At 47.6% G+C, this 17,469-nt stretch carries 17 protein-coding genes; 14 read left to right on the forward strand and 3 right to left on the reverse strand.

The features are described 5' to 3' along the window. The first annotated feature begins 110 nt into the window (after nucleotides 1-110). The 5 genes from pepV (at nucleotide 111) to MHI54_RS14205 (ending at nucleotide 5,126) form a co-directional block, all read left to right on the forward strand. Nucleotides 111-1,526: a dipeptidase PepV gene (gene pepV, locus MHI54_RS14185; protein WP_095217272.1), complete on the forward strand. Its 1,416-nt coding sequence runs from the start codon at nucleotides 111-113 to the stop codon at nucleotides 1,524-1,526. Beyond that, nucleotides 1,526-2,710, forward strand: coding sequence for an MFS transporter (locus tag MHI54_RS14190; protein WP_095217271.1), 1,185 nt, complete (start codon nucleotides 1,526-1,528; stop codon nucleotides 2,708-2,710). The genes pepV and MHI54_RS14190 overlap by 1 nt, the downstream gene beginning before the upstream one ends. Next, the gene (gene thpR / locus MHI54_RS14195; protein ID WP_095217270.1) at nucleotides 2,707-3,258 is read left to right on the forward strand and encodes an RNA 2',3'-cyclic phosphodiesterase; all 552 of its coding nucleotides are present in this window, start codon (nucleotides 2,707-2,709) and stop codon (nucleotides 3,256-3,258) included. The genes MHI54_RS14190 and thpR overlap by 4 nt, the downstream gene beginning before the upstream one ends. A 6-nt stretch (nucleotides 3,259-3,264) precedes the next feature. Beyond that, nucleotides 3,265-4,176: a nuclease-related domain-containing protein gene (locus tag MHI54_RS14200; RefSeq protein ID WP_095217269.1), complete on the forward strand. Its 912-nt coding sequence runs from the start codon at nucleotides 3,265-3,267 to the stop codon at nucleotides 4,174-4,176. A 164-nt stretch (nucleotides 4,177-4,340) separates the two neighbouring features. Continuing rightward, complete coding sequence (locus MHI54_RS14205; RefSeq protein WP_095217268.1) at nucleotides 4,341-5,126, forward strand: phosphotransferase family protein; 786 nt, start codon at nucleotides 4,341-4,343, stop codon at nucleotides 5,124-5,126. On the opposite strand, the gene MHI54_RS14210 is transcribed toward MHI54_RS14205, so the two are convergent. Next, a complete protein-coding gene (locus MHI54_RS14210; RefSeq protein ID WP_095217267.1) occupies nucleotides 5,123-5,407 on the reverse strand; it encodes a YtzH-like family protein in 285 nt (94 codons plus the stop codon). The two genes, MHI54_RS14205 and MHI54_RS14210, sit on opposite strands and share 4 nt — an antisense overlap. 86 nt (nucleotides 5,408-5,493) lie before the next feature. Here MHI54_RS14210 and trmB point away from each other — a divergent pair, with 86 nt between their 5' ends. Continuing rightward, nucleotides 5,494-6,132, forward strand: coding sequence for a tRNA (guanosine(46)-N7)-methyltransferase TrmB (gene trmB, locus MHI54_RS14215; protein WP_340081934.1), 639 nt, complete (start codon nucleotides 5,494-5,496; stop codon nucleotides 6,130-6,132). A gap of 37 nt (nucleotides 6,133-6,169) precedes the next feature. Here the strand turns inward: trmB and MHI54_RS14220 are convergent, their stop codons facing one another. Further along, on the reverse strand, nucleotides 6,170-6,487 hold the full coding sequence (locus MHI54_RS14220; protein ID WP_095217265.1) for a PepSY domain-containing protein: 318 nt from the start codon (nucleotides 6,485-6,487) through the stop codon (nucleotides 6,170-6,172). A gap of 143 nt (nucleotides 6,488-6,630) precedes the next feature. On the opposite strand from MHI54_RS14220, the gene MHI54_RS14225 reads away from it, so the two are divergent. Both MHI54_RS14225 and MHI54_RS14230 read left to right on the forward strand, forming a co-directional pair. Next, on the forward strand, nucleotides 6,631-7,698 hold the full coding sequence (locus tag MHI54_RS14225; RefSeq protein ID WP_095217264.1) for a M42 family metallopeptidase: 1,068 nt from the start codon (nucleotides 6,631-6,633) through the stop codon (nucleotides 7,696-7,698). A 25-nt stretch (nucleotides 7,699-7,723) separates the two neighbouring features. After that, complete coding sequence (locus MHI54_RS14230) at nucleotides 7,724-8,251, forward strand: DUF84 family protein (RefSeq protein WP_340081935.1); 528 nt, start codon at nucleotides 7,724-7,726, stop codon at nucleotides 8,249-8,251. 19 nt (nucleotides 8,252-8,270) lie between these two features. Here MHI54_RS14230 and MHI54_RS14235 read toward each other — a convergent pair whose 3' ends face one another. Continuing rightward, entirely contained in the window at nucleotides 8,271-10,382 is a 2,112-nt protein-coding gene (locus tag MHI54_RS14235; RefSeq protein WP_340081936.1) for a methyl-accepting chemotaxis protein, read from the reverse strand. Nucleotides 10,383-10,619: 237 nt separating this feature from the next. Here MHI54_RS14235 and MHI54_RS14240 point away from each other — a divergent pair, with 237 nt between their 5' ends. From MHI54_RS14240 to MHI54_RS14265, 6 genes are all read left to right on the forward strand, one after another. Continuing rightward, nucleotides 10,620-10,937: a thioredoxin family protein gene (locus tag MHI54_RS14240; RefSeq protein ID WP_095217261.1), complete on the forward strand. Its 318-nt coding sequence runs from the start codon at nucleotides 10,620-10,622 to the stop codon at nucleotides 10,935-10,937. An 18-nt stretch (nucleotides 10,938-10,955) separates the two neighbouring features. Then, nucleotides 10,956-11,777: a DUF1444 domain-containing protein gene (locus tag MHI54_RS14245; protein WP_095217260.1), complete on the forward strand. Its 822-nt coding sequence runs from the start codon at nucleotides 10,956-10,958 to the stop codon at nucleotides 11,775-11,777. Between the two features lies 1 nt (nucleotide 11,778). Next, nucleotides 11,779-12,378, forward strand: coding sequence for a YtpR family tRNA-binding protein (gene ytpR, locus MHI54_RS14250; protein ID WP_095217259.1), 600 nt, complete (start codon nucleotides 11,779-11,781; stop codon nucleotides 12,376-12,378). Between the two features lie 178 nt (nucleotides 12,379-12,556). Continuing rightward, a complete protein-coding gene (locus MHI54_RS14255; protein WP_340081937.1) occupies nucleotides 12,557-15,253 on the forward strand; it encodes a DNA translocase FtsK in 2,697 nt (898 codons plus the stop codon). Between the two features lie 240 nt (nucleotides 15,254-15,493). After that, nucleotides 15,494-16,798, forward strand: a complete 1,305-nt coding sequence (gene murC / locus MHI54_RS14260; RefSeq protein WP_095217187.1) for a UDP-N-acetylmuramate--L-alanine ligase — start codon at nucleotides 15,494-15,496, stop codon at nucleotides 16,796-16,798. Nucleotides 16,799-16,960: 162 nt separating this feature from the next. Continuing rightward, nucleotides 16,961-17,443, forward strand: coding sequence for a DUF948 domain-containing protein (locus MHI54_RS14265; RefSeq protein WP_095217186.1), 483 nt, complete (start codon nucleotides 16,961-16,963; stop codon nucleotides 17,441-17,443). The last annotated feature ends 26 nt before the right edge of the window (nucleotides 17,444-17,469 follow it).

The raw sequence follows: 17,469 nt of genomic DNA on the forward strand, positions 1-17,469 counted from the left end.
TTCTACCCGTATTTTACATCAATTACGCACAGAAGGCTAGGAGATAGGTTAAATTTTCTGTTAATTACCCTTTACAAGAATATTAATAAAAAATTCAGGAGGCGACAGCAATGGAAAGAATCGACTGGTATGAAAAGGCGTCAGCTTATAAGGAAGCTTATGCAGAAGTATTGAATGGACTTGTATCCATTCCAAGCGTATATGATGCATCGACAAAAACGGATAGACAGCCGTTCGGTGAAAAGATAGATGAGGCACTTTTGTATATGCTGCAAACAGGCAGTAAGGATGGTTTTTTGACCAAATATGTCGACGGCTATGCGGGGCATATCGAGTATGGAAAGGGAGATGGATTGGTAGGTGTACTTGGACATTTGGATGTCGTACCTGCCGACGGAGACTGGACATATGGTGCCTTCCATCCGACATTGGCAGAAAATCGCCTTTTCGGGAGAGGGATGTTGGATGATAAGGGACCTGTTGTAGCAGCATATTTTGCCATGAAGCTCCTGAAGGATATGGGGTATGAACCGAAAAAGCGTATTCGCCTGATCATGGGGACAGACGAAGAACGGGATTGGCAATGCATGGAGTATTACTTCCAGCACGAGGAAATGCCGGATACCGGATTTACCCCGGATGCGGACTTCCCGCTCATTTATGCGGAAAAAGGAATCATCGATGGCTATATCTCGCTTCCTCCAGCGACGTACCAAGACGATATGCTTCGACTGGAGCAGTTCGAAGGCGGAAAGGCACTAAATATGGTTCCGGGTCAAGCGGAGGCACTTCTTTCGGGGAAGGGCCTGGAGAAGGTGGAAGAAGCATTTGCAGCACATCTTGCTGCTGAAGGGTTGATCGGCAGTACAGAAACCAAAGAAAATACTATCCTGCTCAGCATGTCCGGCAAAGCTGCCCATGGCTCCACCCCGGAGAAAGGAAGCAATGCAGTAGTGGCTTTGGCAAAATTCCTTGTAACCCTTCCGCTGCACGACCATGTAACAGGAAAGCTGAACTGGCTAGTCAAAAAATTCGCGGATTACCACGGGAATGGCATCGATCTAGGACTCTCAGATGAAGTCTCTGGTCCATTGACGCTTAATCTCGGGGAATTCAGCATGAAAGATGGCGTGTCCTGGAAGATTGGGGTGAATATTCGATATCCTGTCACAGCAGCCTATGATACGGTCACTGCCAGATTGTCTGCGCAGCTTGCAGAAGCAGGGGCCGAATTCCAGGAAACATCTCATTTAGCTTCCCTTTATGTAGAAAAGGATGATCCGCTGGTTCAAACATTGCTTGATGTGTACCGACGTCAAACAGGCGATCAAACCGATATTTTGGCGATCGGCGGGGGCACCTATGCACGAGCGATGAAAAAAGGGGTCGCTTTCGGGCCTCTTTTCCCTGGTTCACCGGACAGTGCCCATCAGCAAGATGAGCACATACTGCTTGAGGATATGCTGCGGGCCATTGCCATCTATGCAGAAGCGTTATATCTGCTGACAAAGGATGCGCATAGATAATGCAGGCAGATACGAAAAGGACATATCGGACTTTACAATATTTTTATCTGGCAGCTTTCTTATCCAATGGATCGTTATTTCCGCTCCTGGCTGTTTTCCTGCAAGAAGAAAAACAGCTCGATCCTGTTCTTGTGGGGCTCATAGTAGCTGCGATACCGCTGGTGAATACCGTTATGGAGCCTGTCTGGGGTCTGCTGAGCGATTATACCAAGAAACCATTGCGCCTGCTTGCAGCAGCATTAGCTGCTGCCGCTGCGCTTGCTTTCATTTATTTATTTTATGACCATTATGCATTGCTATTGCTTGGTATGCTGGCTATCGCGGTTTTCCAGGCGGCTGTCATTCCGTTATCGGACAGTATGGCTTTAAGCTTTGTCGAGCGCAATCAGCTTGAGTATGGGAATATCCGATTATGGGGAGCGATCGGATTTGCTGCTGCTTCCTTCCTGCTGGGGTACATAACCGATTTTGTCGGGACGTTGGATGTAATTTTCGTTGCTTATGGTCTGTTCCTTCTGCTTGCGCTTCCAGCATTGCGCAGGTTTCCGAGGCAAGGCTATGATATAGCGACGGTGTCGATGAAGGAAGGCTTGCGCACCTTGCGTAAAAACAAACCATTCCTATTCTTTCTCGTTTCCAACTTCCTTATTTTCGGGCCGATCCTGGCAAATAATTTCTATTTCGGAACATTCATTTTAGCAGCCGGTGGCACACTAAGTGCTGTCGGTATCGCCTTCTTTTTGGGAGCGGGCAGTGAAGCGCCATTTATGAAACTTGCCCATCGGATCATCGGGAAGATGAGTGTCCTCCATGTTGTCATATTAAGTGCTGCAGTATCCGGGGCAAGATGGGTTTTATACATGTTCGACCCGCCGCTAGCTGTCATTTTCATCACCACCATCATTCAGGGGCTGTCGATAGGACTCTATGTACCTGCCGCTTTGCTTTACATTAGAGGTGCCGCTCCTTCTTCCGTCCAAGCAACAGCCATTGCGCTTTATTCTGCGGTCGGAACAGGACTCGGCAATGCACTCTTCAACCTGATGGGCGGCATGATCCTGGAAATTGCGACAGTTTATCATATGTACGCTTTGTTTGCTGCAACCACTTTCGCAGGTGTTGGAATCTTGTTCATCGTGCAAAGAATGAAGGGTACAGCAGAAGGGAAAAGAGGAATAGCATGAGTACACATCATTTCATTGGAATCGGTCTGAACGAATCGATCCAAGCAGCGTTGGCTGAGTGGCAGTCAGAACTGAAATCATATGTTCCGATGAAACAATGGCCGAGACCGGAGGAATTCCATATTACATTGCAATTCCTTGGGCCTGCAGAAGAAGAACAGCTGAATCAGATAAAGGAAGCCTGGCAAGACGCAGATTTCGGTAAAGCTTTTTCCTTGGAAGCTGCCGGGATCGATGTGTTTGGCAGCCCGAAGCAGCCACGTGTCGTCTGGGCCGGTGTAAAGCCATTCGATCGGCTACAAGCATTGCAGCAAAAAGTGACGGCGAGTACGAAGGGAGCGGGCTTCCAGGTTGAAAATCGTCCGTATCGTCCGCATATCACACTCGGGAAAAAATGGGGAGCAGGTAAAGTAGAGGGGCAGCTGCCGCTGCTGGATAAGCGTCTGGCTTCACCGATCATGGTGGAGAAGGTGACGCTTTACCGAATCGAACCGGGTAAACGTCCGAAATACGTACCTGTACTGGTCAAAGATCTGGAGAGGGAGTGAATTGGTGTGGCGCAATTGATCAAGCTGCATGAATATATATCACGATATGAACAGAATCCTTACCGATATCCTGGTCAATTCATCAAACTGAAAAAAGAGAATTGGGGAAAAATGCACAGGGAATGGGAGCGCAAGCAAGCTGCTCCTGCTCCCTTCATCATAGGGGAAGAGAAGGAAGAACCAAGCAGAAAGCCATGGTTTCGAGTATTCAGCAAAAAAGATGATGAAATGGAGGAGCCCGATCCTGCTCCTGTCTATATAGCACCGACGGAACAGGCTCTGAAGCAGGATTACCTGGAGGAGCTTTTTGAATTTCAATTGACATGGGCAACGTCCACCATAGGGGAGTTTTCTTTTTATGATCACAAGTTCAAGGACGATCCGGTCCTCCGCTACTTTTTAAAACGATTCCCCGATACATTCTTTGTCATGTATAAACCCGTATTCGAAGTGAAGCAGACAACCATGGAGACAGATACAATCCTTATCCATCCATTAGGCATCGAGATCATTTCTGTATTGGAGGATAAGCCCGATGTGTTATTCTGGGCTTCTGATAATCGAACTTGGAAAAGGGAATCCAAGGGGCAGTTTACCAACTTCCTCAATCCGATGCTTTCCTTGAACAGGACAGAGAAGCTGATACAGGGCATCCTGAAAAAACACGACATCGAGCTGCCTGTGAAAAAAATAGTCTTGAGCAGGGAAAATCAGATTAGGTTTGCGACGGAGCCTCGAAACACACTGTTTATCGATACCAATAGGCATACCGCTTGGCTGATGGCCAAGCGACAGGAACAGCTGGCGTTGAAACATGTACAGCTCCGCGCCAGTGAAGTGCTGCTGGAGCAAGCTTATACCAAAGCTGTTGCCCGCCCAGAATGGGAAACGAGAGAAAACGAAGAATTTTTTAGTTAAATAAACTGTTTTTAAGCAGTACCATATTGATAAAACCATAGAAAATGTTGTAATCTTAAGTATGTCTGTCGAATTTGTTCGGGAATGTACTTGCCTTGTGTCACGCTGGGCTTGTTTACAGCTAGTAATGCAGAGCGATTGCACTAGGAAAGTAGGAATGAACGGTGAATTGGTTAGAACACATACTGGGGAATGAGTGGAAGATTGCTCCTGCTGGCGGTGTTACAGGAGAGGCCTATTATGCAAAAAGCGGAGATCGTCAGCTATTCCTGAAGCGCAATTCTTCTCCATTTTTGGCAGTCCTTTCAGCGGAAGGGATCGTGCCGAAACTTGTATGGACAAAGCGGATGGAAAATGGGGATGTGATCACTGCACAGGAATGGCTGCTGGGACGCGGTCTGACTTTCTCCGAAATGAGCGATCCGCGGGTGGCCAAGCTGCTCAGTAAGATCCATCATTCGTCCGAGATGCTGAATATGCTGATGCGGATGGGCAAAAAGCCCTTGCAGCCAGAAGCCAAAATGGAAGAGCTGCGGGAAAAAGCAGCTGGCTTCCAAGATCGGCTGCCTGCTTTGGAAACAGTACTGAAGAGACTGGAGCAATTCTTACCTGAGATGCCGGATCAGTTATTGGCTGTCTGCCATTTTGATATCGATCATAATAATTGGATGATAAGCCAGCATGATGAGCTGTACTTGGTGGACTGGGACAGTGCCCTTATCGCCGACCCGGCCGCTGACATCGGAATGCTGCTGAGAAAATACGTTCGATTACCTGATTGGGAAGCTTGGATGAACGCTTATGGGAAGCCGCTTGATGACGGACTTCTTAAACGCATTTATTGGTATGAAGCAGCCCGTATCATCATGTCTTTGCGCGATGATAATGTGGAGCGCAAAACAAAAGAATTGGCACAGCTGCTTATGGAAGTGAAGCAACTGACCTGCTAACCTTGAAAGCTGTCGATTGTCTCTACCCAATCCTCGAGCTGTTCTCTGTTCGTTGTGATATGCGCATTGATATCGGCGGCTTTTTCACCCGCAGTACTGTACGAATGGATACTGGGAAGCAGGGCAAGCAGCTCCTGCTGATCAGTTGATTTATTGGATAAGATGGAACGGGCCAGGCGGGATATTTGCTCGCATTCGGATTTGCTCCCGCAGCAGGATTCGCAATGCTCGCTCAGGATATCCCGCAGCAGGCTTAGTTGGTTTTGAACGGAAAGTGACATTGATTTTCCCCTCCTTCCTGAGGATAGCGTTTGCGTTTTAGCACCAAACTATGCAGGAGGGAAGGGCAGAAATAGGAGTGAGGTATATGCGTGTGCGCCATAAACCTTGGGCAGACGATTATTTGAAGGAAAATGATCATATTGTGATCCCGGAACCGAATAATCATAAAGGCAAATGGCGGGAATTATTCGGTAATGATAAACCGCTGCATGTAGAGATCGGATCAGGCAAGGGGCAATTCATCACTGGTATGGCTGCTCAGCATCCGGAATATAATTTCATCGGAATCGAATTGGCCAAAAGCATCATCGTAACAGCCGTGGAGAAAGCTGCCGAGGCAGCTCTTCCAAATGTCCGGCTCCTGAATGAGAATGCTGCTGATTTCCGTGAGCTGTTCGAGGAGAACGAAGTGGATACCATCTATTTGAATTTCTCTGATCCATGGCCGAAGAATAAGCACGAAAAACGTCGTTTGACATATAAATCCTTCCTGGAGCAATACAAATCCGTATTGAAGGATGATGGAGAAGTTATTTTCAAGACGGATAACCAGAAGCTGTTCGAATATAGTTTATCCAGCTTTTCCCGATTCGGTATGATATTGCAGGAAGTGAAGCTGGATTTGCATGCGGAAAATGATCCGCTGAATGTAAAAACGGAATATGAAGAGAAATTTTCCTCCCGCGGCTATCGAATCTATCGTGCTGTCGCCACATTTCAATAGAAGGAAACAAAAAACCCGGCAGAGCCGGGTTTATTTTTTAGGATGCCGTTTCTACAGCATCGATGACTGATCCAGTTTCTGCATCGACGAAGAACTCGTATTGAGCAGGTTTTCCATCGATTGTACGTGAGATACCGCCACGGTAAACAGTGTACGTGAGGCCGTGCTTCACTTTTTCTTCCGGTTTCATGTAGATCCAAGAACCGCTGATCGGACCTTCTTTCTTGAATGCTTCTTTAGCGAATTTAAGCGCCTTTTCCGGAGTTACTTTTTGTTGTTTTGCAATCTGCTTTTGGATCAAGTATCCAGCTGCAAGGCCAGCACCTACGATTGCTGCTGTTTTCTTAACGCCCATTTTGGTCACCTCTTCAACATAAGTTATATTCTATTATAGCTCATTGCCAAAGAAATATAAAACGAAACAACCTTTATGGCAACTTGCGGATCAATAGTTTACAATAGATATACAATAGTCTGACAAAAAGGGAGTACATAAGTATGAATCAAAAAACGATGGATTTATTCAAACAGCTGACTGAACTGCAGGCAGCACCAGGGAATGAACAGCTCATGCGAGCCTTTATGAAAGATAGACTGAAGCCATACTCTGATGAGATCATCCAAGATAAGCTTGGGGGCGTCTTCGGCGTAAAGAAAGGCACTGGACCCAAGGTGATGGTTGCCGGGCATATGGATGAGGTCGGTTTCATGGTGACGGGTATCACACCGAATGGGCTGCTCCGATTCCAAACCTTGGGAGGCTGGTGGAGTCAGGTCCTGCTTGCACAGCGCGTACAGGTCATGACGGAAGAGGGACCGATTCCAGGGGTAATAAGCTCCACACCGCCGCATTTGCTGACACCGGAACAGCGCAGCAAGCCTGCTTCGATTGATAGCATGCTGATCGATATCGGTGCGGATGATGAACGGGATGCGTATGAGCTTGGTGTCAAACTCGGGCAGCAAATCGTGCCATACATGCCGTTCACGCCAATGGCGAATGAGAAGAAAATCCTGGCGAAAGCCTGGGATAACCGTTATGGCTGCGGCTTGGCGCTGGAATTGATGGAAGAGGTATCTGGGGAAACATTGCCGAATCAGTTGTATGCTGGTGCGACAGTGCAGGAGGAAGTGGGCCTTCGCGGCGCGCAAGTAGCTTCCAATATGATCGATCCGGATATTTTTTATGCGCTGGATGCTTCGCCTGCAAATGATGTGGGAGGGGATAAGCAAGCTTTCGGTCATCTTGGGCAGGGTGCGCTTTTACGTATTTTTGATGGTACGATGATCATGAATCGGAATATGCGTGAATTCATTCTTGATACTGCGGAATCCAATGATATCAACTACCAATATTATGTCGGCAAAGGCGGTACGGATGCCGGGCGCGTCCATTTGGCCCATGAAGGCGTTCCATCAGCAGTGATCGGAATCGTATCCCGTTATGTACATACAAGTGCAAGTATCATCCATGTGGATGATTATGCGGCTGCAAAAGAGTTATTGATCAAGCTTGTCCGTGCAACGGATCAGTCGACAGTGGACCTTATTACTGCAAACGATTGATTGGACTGGAAAGGAAGCGCAATGCATGAAATTGATAATCGGGTCTAAGAATCCTGCTAAAGTAAATGCAGTCTCGGTTGTATTCCGTGATACATGGACATTGGAAAGTGCAGCGGTTGATTCTGGTGTAAGCGCCCAGCCGATGAGTGACGAGGAAACGCGCCTTGGCGCCATTCAGCGAGCCCTGGCCTGCCTCGAGTCACCTGGAGCAGCTGCGGGGATCGGTCTGGAAGGCGGCGTCACGGAGATGGATGATGGACTCTACATCTGTAACTGGGGCGCGTTGGCTGTCGGGGATAAAGTATGGAGTGCAAGTGGTGCCAAGCTGCTCCTGCCGGATTTCATCGCTGACCAGGTTCGAAAAGGGGAAGAACTGGGACCAGTCATGCGGGCATTCACAAGCAGGCAGGATATTTCATCGACCGATGGAGCTGTCGGTGTCTTTACAGAAGGCCATATGTCCCGCGCGGCAATGTTTGAACATATATGTCTTTTATTGAAAGGTCAATACGCCTTTTATATGGCGAATGAAAAGAAGGAAGCGGACTATTAAGTCCTGCTTCCTTCTTTGTTTATGAGGTTTGTTTCCATTCTGGCTCATCATCAGGGAAAGCATGCTCTTTATCATCCATTTCTTGGCTGTCGGTATGGGAAGCAGGCGGCATTTCTTTTGTTTCATCATTTCCTGATCCATCTTCCGGAATGTAGCCCAGGTCGAATTGAGCCACCTCGTCAGCCAAATCCTTGGCCAGCTGCTGCAGCTGAGATGCAGCGTTTGTCAGGATATCGATCGATTCTGCTTGTGTATCACTAGATGATGCTACCTCCTGTGCTGCAGAGGCTGCTTCATCAGCAATCTGATTGATGTGACCAAGCATGTCCGCCACAGTCTCATTACTTGATGCAACTTCTGCGACAGAAGAAGAGATATCCTGCATCTTAGCGTTACCTTGCTTCAATTGTCGGTGGATGCGCTCAAAAGCATTCGTCGTTTCTGCAACGCTTGCTGCCTGCAATCGCTGATAGGCGTCAAAGGCTTTGGCTTCATCGGCCAAACCGTTCATTTGCTGATTCATAGCTCCTACAAGTTCATGGATTTGCTGCGCTTCCTGTTTGGAACGTTCCGCCAGTTTCTTCACTTCATCGGCAACGACAGCGAATCCGCGTCCATGCTCGCCTGCACGAGCCGATTCGATTGCAGCATTGAGCGCCAGCAAGTTCGTGCTTTCTGAAATCTCTTCGATTGTCTGTACAATGGTGCGGATATGATTCGCCTGCTCTACTGCAAGCTGGATTTCAGCAGTCAGTTTTTGAGCTAGTTTCAAGAAGCTGTCAGAGGTCTCATGCAGCTGCTGCATTTGTTGGATACCAGTGCTTCCTTCCATCTCCGCCTGCTTCATTGCCCCTTCGACCTCCAGTGTTTCAGCTTTCATCGAAGTGATGGCATGGCGGACCTTCTCAAGCATAGCATTGCTTTTCTCAAGCTGAGCGGCTTGGTTTTGTGCTCCTCCAGCAACTTGACCGATTGCTTGATTCACTTCTTCATACTGGGCTGCTGTCTGCTGCGAAGCAGCCGCCAAATAGGAGGAAGAATCGTCCAATACTTCTGAAGCTTCCTTCACCTTCGCCATCGATTGCTCCATCTTTGCTGCCATCTGATTGAAAGTAGTACCTAATTCAGCCATCTCATCCTTCGTTGTAATTGGCACACGGTATGCCAGGTTGCCATTTCCAATTATCCCTGCAGCCTCTTTCAGCTGACGGATCGAGTTTGAAATCGCGCGGATAAGCGGCCAGCCAGTGCAAAGTACGAGAAGGAAGCTGAGAATGATGACGGTAAGCAAGAGGATGCCGAGAGTTGCTGATGTTTTTTCATTCGTTTGTTTTAAATTGTTTGTCTGGTCTATTGCTGTTTCACCGACGCTGTCCACTGTCGTTGTCACTTCCAGGGCAGCTGTCTCGAAATTCGCAGCCAGTTCCGATGCCTGGCTGCGTGTATTCGTCAGCGTGGACATGGCTGATGTATATTTCAATAGACTGGAATTAATGTCATTGACAGCATCACCGTTTAAATCCGAATCCGAGATTGCTGTCTTGAACGCTTGTACTGCTTCGTCGAATGCTTTTTTATCCGGAGCTTCGCCATTGGGTGGCTGTATGACTCCTTTCTCGGCTTCGGTGACAGTTTCCAATGCGGCAGAAACGTCATCCCCGGCACCTTCGGCAATGCTGTGGAAATCATCAGAGGCATCACTGATGATTTTGCGGAGTCCTTCATCGGAAGTGTACCCGATCGTTTCATTCATACTTGTCACTTTCTCAAGCTCATCCTGGTAGGTAGCCGCGCTATCCCCTATTTGTGTAAAGTATGCTTTTAAATCTTCATTTTCTTTGTAATTCTCCTCATATGTAGCTGCTTGCTTGCGGATACTTTCGATGGCACCCACAACGGCTTCTGCATTGGATGAGGAAGGCTGTGAGAAATATATGTCTTGTTTATCCAGTGTATCCAGCATATCGTCCTTGATGTATTGACTTGATACATATGCTTCCTGATACTGCTGCGTCTTCTCCGACATGTTGTTTTGCTGGTGAAAATAATAATAGGTAAAAGCTCCAAGCACTGCAATGCTTGCTAGTGATAAAAACATGATCAAGCGTATCCGCTGGCGTATAGTATGCATTTGCTGCCCCCTTTTTTGTACTGTCGTGTGCTCTTTTTAATTATAGGTATAACTTACTAAATTTACAATAAATTTATAAAAGTTAGATAATGATATTGGGTGATTAGACCTGGATGTGTGAACCGTTAAGTTTTGTCTGGGTCTAAAGGGAGGAGGAACGACAAGTCAGCGCAGGATATTCGCAATTGCCACTGCGCTCTGATAAAATGTAGAAAAACGATGATGGGGGCTTTAAAGTTGAAACAGTTAGAATCAGAAGCACAGCTAAAAGAAATTCTTGAAAAAGGTAAAACAATATTGATGTTTTCGGCTGATTGGTGTCCGGACTGCCGTATAATCGAGCCGGAACTCCCAGGGATCGAAGCAAAATACAGCGAATATGAATTCATTCACGTGGACCGTGATCAGTTCATCGATGTTTGTCAACAATACGATGTATTCGGCATTCCTAGTTTCATTGCGTTCAGCAATGGCGAAGAAACCGGACGATTCGTATCCAAGGACCGTAAGTCGAAAGAGGAAATCGAATCCTTCATCGAATCCTTACCGCAATAACTGCAAGGAGTATAACTTATGAAAATGACGGCTTTGAAAATGAAACGAAAACTGGAGGATCGTCTGCAGGATCCAGCTTGGCGCACATCCTACGATCGGGATAAAAGTAAATTCCGAGTGGAATGGCAGGATACGAAGGAAGGCGTGACGCTCGCTCTCCCCAATATAATTGCCAAGTACGAGACGCGAGGCGAAAAAGCACTTGATGAGCTCGAACAGCATGTAAAAGAGGCTCTGCGTGTCATGCATGAAGAGCAGCATCTGGAGGGAAATGAACAGCATGTCTTTCCGGTGATACGGGCAACGTCTTTTCCTTCCAAGACAAAATCGGGCCTGAAGATGGTATATTCGGAACATACGGCAGAAACAAGGATCTACTATGCATTGGATCTTGGCAAGTCGTACAGGCTCATCGACGAACAAATGATGGAAGAGCAGGGATGGACAATCGAACGTCTTCGGGAAATTGCTGCGTTCAATGCGAGAAGTCTCTCCACGGAGCTCAAGGAAGACAGGGTGGCAGGAAACTCCTTTTATTTCATTGCAACACAGGATGGATACGATGCCAGCCGTATACTGAATGAGTCGCTGCTGGAAGGATTCCGTGCCAATGCAAAAGGAGATGTGCTTGTTGCTGTCCCTCACCAGGATGTCCTGATTCTGGCGGATATTGAAAATAAGACTGGTTATGATATATTAGCTCAAGTAACCATGAAATATTTCGCAGAAGGCCGTGTACCAATCACATCTTTGCCATTCATCTATGAAGAAAAGAAATTGGAGCCAGTATTCATCATGGCGCGCAATAGACCGGAGTCTGCCAAGGGAGAGGAAAAGTAAGATGCAAGCTTTTTATAACAAACAAGGAATCGGTGACGTATTGCTGATCGCCCTTAAGCAAGGAGATCGTCATTCCATTAAAGAAGAAAGATTCGGTGATGTTGTCCGGATTTCCGATAAGGATGGCCTGGTTGGCTATAATGTATTCCAGGCTTCGGAATACTTGAAAATCACGACGGCCGGCAGGGTGCAGGCCGATGAAGGATTCGCCGGCAGGATTCGTGAAATCTTCCAGCAAAATAAATTGGACGATGCATTCGAGGTGGATTTGACTCCTAAGTTCGTCGTAGGCTATGTCAAACAGAAGGAAAAGCACAGCAATGCCGATAAGCTGAGTGTCTGCCAAGTGGATCTTGGTGATGAGACCGTTCAGATTGTATGTGGCGCACCGAATGTCGATGCAGGACAGAAAGTGGTCGTGGCCAAAGTCGGAGCCATCATGCCGAGCGGCTTGGAAATCAAAGCCGGCAACTTGCGCGGTGAGGATAGCTTCGGTATGATTTGCTCCCAGAAAGAACTGGGTCTGCCAAACGCACCGGAAGAAAAAGGGATATATGTACTGGACGATTCCTACGAAGTCGGCCAAGTTTTCGAGTTTTAATAGGGAAAAAGCACCGGATGAAAAAAGCATCCGGTGCTTTTTTAGGTAGTAGGAGCAAAAATGCGCTAAGACCGTCTTATTTTTTGGGTTTGGGCAGAATATTTTTAGGGTAAAGCTATTCACGGTTTGTGAAAACCTGCTAAAATAAAGATATTATACTGAAAAAGGAAGATTTATTATGTGGGAGCGTCTTAAGCAAGCTCTAAGCAACTTTTTTATGACCGAAGTAGTAGTGGAAGAAGAACCAGAGCTGAAAACACGGAACGCTTCTGAACAGAAGGTACAGAAACAATATCAGACTAATCAGCAGCCACAAGCAAAAATGGCATATACATATCCGAAGGAACGTGCTTTTCGGTTTCCGATGATTCCGGATGAATCATCCGGCGGCACCAAACCGCAAGCTTCGGATGTGCGGCCGGTGCGCCGCAATGAACAGCCGCAGCCACCGCGTCAGCGTCGGGAAAATCAGCAGACAAGATCTAATCAGCAGCCAGTGAAGCCGAAATCCTCGGAAGGGACGACAGCTTCGTACCGTCCGCGTGAGCCGCAAAGACCGAGACCGGAACCCAAGGAAGACAAGAAGCCTTTCCAGCCTTCAGAGGTACCGTCCCCTGTTTACGGTTTCCGCAAGCGAAAAGAGGAAGCAGCGAATATTGTCACCTTGGGGTCGATGCAGGAGCGGGCAGATTGGAAGAAGATTGCTGCCACCTCCTCTGAAAGCACCGCCGTCAAAGGGCATTCGGGGGATCGAACTGAAGATGCCGTGATGAAGGCAGCGATACAGCAGCAGGAAGCGGATTCCGCTGCCGCGCAGGAATCGGAGACCAGTCATTCCGAGCCGGCTGGTGAAATGGCTGCAGCAGCTAGAGCCGGTCATACAGAACCGGCAGAAATGCTGGACAGAGCGGAACAGCTGGAAGAAGCTGTGGATGCAATCGAGGAAACAGTGCCTGGGCACGAAGACAAGCACCACCCCCTTGCTGATGGACAAGACAAAATGACCACAGCTTCTTCTGAATCGGAAGCACTCCCTGGGATGCCATCTGCGGAAGAATCACATGACGTGCTGCAGGAGACAGCATCTGAGCATGAATCGGACGAAGAAGAACAAGTCCAAATAACCGCAGCGGCATCACCTGAATCAGAAGCAGCAGCTGCAGAGGCCCCTTCACTTGATATCGAGCGGGAAGATGGTCCGGAACAATCCAATGTTCAAAATGATGGGCCTGTCGCGGAGCAAGCAGTGATAGAAGGGCAGTCAGCTGGATACGCAGCGGAAGAAGCAAATGAAAATCCAGTTGATGCCCCGAACCGTGAATCGGCTGATGGAGTCCGGAAACCGGTTCCGTTCAATGTGTTCATGACACCGCGTGATAAACGGAAGAACTTGGAGAAAGTCAAACAGCCGGCACCTAAAATCATGGAGGAAACTGCCGAACAAGTGAACGAAGAACAGGCTGAGCCTAGTTTCACCAGTCCGCCGATGCATCTTCTCAATGATCCAGTGGAACAAACCATCGAGAATGATGCTTGGGTCGACCAGCAGATCCATCTCTTGGAGACTACCTTGGAGCATTTCAATGTGAATGCGCATGTAGTCAATGCAATGCAGGGTCCGTCTGTCACTCGTTTTGAGGTCCAGCCTGATATGGGTGTGAAGGTCAGCAAAATCAAGAGCCTGACGGATGATATCAAGCTGAATATGGCCGCCAAGGATATTCGGATGGAAGCGCCGATTCCTGGGAAAAATGCAATTGGAATCGAAGTGCCGAACGCTGTATCCAAGCAGGTGGGCTTGCAAGAAATCCTGGAAACGAAAGACTTCCAAGAAAACAGTTCACCGCTTTCGGTAGCGCTGGGATTGAATATCTCCGGTAAGCCGATCGTCACGGACCTGCAGAAAATGCCGCATGGATTGATTGCGGGTGCTACAGGATCCGGTAAAAGCGTGTGTATCAATACCATCCTGCTCAGCTTGCTTTATAAGGCGAATCACAAACAGGTGAAATTCCTGCTGATCGATCCCAAAATGGTGGAATTGGCTCCTTATAATGACCTGCCTCATCTTGTATCACCGGTCATCACCGACACGAAAGCAGCCACGGCAGCGTTGAAGTGGGCAGTCAATGAAATGGAAGAACGTTACATGAAGTTCGTCGGCGAGGGAGTCCGGGATATCGGACGATATAACGAGAAGCTGACAAAGCAGGGCCGTTATGCGGATAGGCTTCCATATTTGGTCATCGTCATCGATGAGCTTGCAGATCTTATGATGGTATCTCCGCAGGATGTCGAGGATGCGATATGCCGGATTGCTCAAAAAGCACGCGCTGCCGGGATACATCTGCTATTGGCGACGCAGCGGCCATCCGTCGATGTCATTACTGGTTTGATCAAAGCGAATATCCCGACACGGATTGCATTCAGTGTATCCTCTGCCGTCGATTCCCGGACGATCATCGACAATAATGGAGCAGAGAAACTGCTTGGAAAAGGCGATATGCTCTTCGTCGAGAATGGCGCTCGGCAAGCCCAGCGTATCCAGGGTGCTTTTGTTTCGGATGAAGAGATTGAGCGGGTTGTGGAGCATGTGAAACAGACAGCGCCGCCGGAGTACCTTTTCCAGCATGAGGACCTGCTTGAACGGCGCGAATCCGAGGAGGAAGAGGACGAGCTGTATCGGGAAGCTGTGGAATTTGTCATCGAGCACAACAGTGCAAGTGCAAGCCTGCTGCAGCGCCGGTTTAAAATCGGCTATAACCGTGCTGCGCGTTTGATTGATCATATGGAAATGAGGGGAGTCATTTCCGAACAAAAAGGCAGCAAGCCGCGTGATGTACTCGTCTCGCTGGCCCAGCTCCAAGCGGAATGACAGACAGCCTGGATGTTGTCCAAAGGACCGTCCAGGCTGTACTGTTTTGAGACACAATCAAGCAGCTGTCTGTATATACTGTAAAAAGCGTGACACGAGAGTTTGTGCATTTAATAAATTGCGACAAAATGCTATACTGTTGCTAGTATGCTTTTTTCATGTATATGTGACACACTACGGATTACATACTTATACTAACACCATACAAAAGCGATATATTATTAAGTGGAGGTTCCTATTATGACAACTTACCATTTCATTGGTATCAAAGGATCTGGTATGAGTGCATTGGCTCAGATCCTGCATGATGCAGGTGAGAAAGTCCAAGGCTCGGATGTGGAGAAGGTATTCTTTACAGATCAGGCCCTAAAAGATAAAAACATTCCCATACTGCCATTTACAAAAGATAATATCAAAACCGGACTGACAATCATTGCAGGGAATGCGTTCCCTGATGATCATGAGGAAATCGTCGAAGCGAAAAGGCTCGGCCTTCCATTCTACCGCTATCATGATTTTTTGGCGGCTTATGCGGATAAATTCCGCAGCATTGCTGTAACGGGTGCACATGGCAAGACATCGACGACTGGTCTTTTGGCGCATACGCTGCACCAATCCCATCCGATTTCCTACTTGATCGGGGATGGAACCGGAAGCGGTCAGCCGGAGAGCGACTATTTCGTCTTTGAAGCCTGCGAATATCGCAGGCATTTCCTCGCATATAAACCGGATTATGCTGTCATGCTGAATATCGACTTCGATCATCCGGATTATTTCCAGAATATCGAGGATGTATTCCAAGCATTCCAGCAATTGGCCAATCAGGTCAAACGCGGGATCATTGCTTGCGGGGATGACGCTTATCTGCGTGACTTGCAAGCAAATGTACCAATCCATTATTATGGATTTGATGAAAGTAACACATATCAGGCGAAGAATGTACACGAAGAGCCGAATGGAACGGTATTCGACGTATTTGTGGAAGGCAGTTTCTATCATACATTCACCATTCCGGGCTATGGAAACCATCAAGTGCTTAATGCCTTGGCAGTCGTTGCCGTATGTCATCAGGAAGGAATGACTCCGGAGCAGATGGAGGAAATGTATGGTTTCACTGGTGTGAAACGCCGCTTTTCCGAAAAGCAAGCCGGCAGTCAAGTATTGGTGGATGACTATGCTCATCATCCGAAAGAAATCGAAGTGACAATCGAATCAGCTCGGAAGAAATATCCTGACAAACAGGTTGTAGCTGTCTTCCAGCCGCATACTTTCTCAAGGACGAAGGCCTTCCTCCAAGAGTTTGCCGACAGTTTGAAGCTGGCAGATGCAGTTTATCTCTGTGATATCTTCGGCTCTGCCCGTGAAGCGAAAGGGAGCCTTACAATACAGGATCTCCAGGAGCTCATACCTGGCTGTGAAGTGCTGCAGCTTGATGAGGTGCATGTGCTTAAGCAATATGACGACAGCATCCTGTTATTCATGGGGGCTGGGGATATCCAAAAATTCCAGGCGCGCTATGAAGAGTCATTGCAAGCTGTCCAATAATCCATTAAACTTGAAAGGGGAGTGCTGCTCCCCTTTTTTTATTTGTACTTTTAAGTTTAACGGCGTCCAGCAAGGGAATAACGTAGTTAGACGAAGGAGTATAAGGCATGAGATGTGCTTCAACTACTCATACTACATAACAGAAGGAGCTGACTATTCATTATGGAAATTCTAGGGTACATCGCTGCATTGATTGCAGCCATCGCATTCGCAGTCTTAGTAATCTATCTCGCCAAAACCTTGAAAGCTGCTTCACGCACATTGAATGATGTTGCAAGCACATTGGAAGGCGTTGAAAAACAGATGCAAGGCATCACGAGCGAAACCGCTGAACTGCTTAGCAAGACAAATCATCTTGCAGAGGACATCGGAGAAAAAGCGCAGAAGCTAAATACGCTTGTCGACGGTATCGAAGGAATTGGCGATACAGTCCAGAGCCTGAACAACTCCATCCGCAATGTCTCCAATAAAGTGGCACTTTCTGCGGAACAGCACACGGAACAAACTGGCCAAGTGCTGAAGTGGGGCTCGGTTATACTTGACTTATGGAAAAAAAAGAAGCAGAATGAAGCCAATGAGGGTGCCTCTGTACCTGCAGTGCAGCCGACAGAGCAGCCGCTACCAGTAAAAGAAACATCCAATTAAACCAAGCGACGCGATAGGAGGCAATG

This window comes from Terribacillus sp. FSL K6-0262, assembly GCF_037977385.1.
Taxonomy (GTDB): domain Bacteria; phylum Bacillota; class Bacilli; order Bacillales; family Amphibacillaceae; genus Terribacillus.

What these genes read in the sequence shown, in the direction of transcription:
- MHI54_RS14190 (WP_095217271.1), top strand. Translation starts at nt 1,526, where the DNA reads ATGCAGGCAGATACGAAAAGGACATATCGGACTTTACAATATTTTTAT.
- MHI54_RS14235 (WP_340081936.1), bottom strand. Translation starts at nt 10,382, where the DNA reads ATGCATACTATACGCCAGCGGATACGCTTGATCATGTTTTTATCACTA.
- pepV (WP_095217272.1), top strand. Translation starts at nt 111, where the DNA reads ATGGAAAGAATCGACTGGTATGAAAAGGCGTCAGCTTATAAGGAAGCT.
- MHI54_RS14230 (WP_340081935.1), top strand. Translation starts at nt 7,724, where the DNA reads ATGAAATTGATAATCGGGTCTAAGAATCCTGCTAAAGTAAATGCAGTC.
- MHI54_RS14255 (WP_340081937.1), top strand. Translation starts at nt 12,557, where the DNA reads ATGTGGGAGCGTCTTAAGCAAGCTCTAAGCAACTTTTTTATGACCGAA.
- thpR (WP_095217270.1), top strand. Translation starts at nt 2,707, where the DNA reads ATGAGTACACATCATTTCATTGGAATCGGTCTGAACGAATCGATCCAA.
- ytpR (WP_095217259.1), top strand. Translation starts at nt 11,779, where the DNA reads ATGCAAGCTTTTTATAACAAACAAGGAATCGGTGACGTATTGCTGATC.
- trmB (WP_340081934.1), top strand. Translation starts at nt 5,494, where the DNA reads ATGCGTGTGCGCCATAAACCTTGGGCAGACGATTATTTGAAGGAAAAT.
- murC (WP_095217187.1), top strand. Translation starts at nt 15,494, where the DNA reads ATGACAACTTACCATTTCATTGGTATCAAAGGATCTGGTATGAGTGCA.
- MHI54_RS14245 (WP_095217260.1), top strand. Translation starts at nt 10,956, where the DNA reads ATGAAAATGACGGCTTTGAAAATGAAACGAAAACTGGAGGATCGTCTG.
- MHI54_RS14225 (WP_095217264.1), top strand. Translation starts at nt 6,631, where the DNA reads ATGAATCAAAAAACGATGGATTTATTCAAACAGCTGACTGAACTGCAG.
- MHI54_RS14220 (WP_095217265.1), bottom strand. Translation starts at nt 6,487, where the DNA reads ATGGGCGTTAAGAAAACAGCAGCAATCGTAGGTGCTGGCCTTGCAGCT.
- MHI54_RS14265 (WP_095217186.1), top strand. Translation starts at nt 16,961, where the DNA reads ATGGAAATTCTAGGGTACATCGCTGCATTGATTGCAGCCATCGCATTC.
- MHI54_RS14210 (WP_095217267.1), bottom strand. Translation starts at nt 5,407, where the DNA reads ATGTCACTTTCCGTTCAAAACCAACTAAGCCTGCTGCGGGATATCCTG.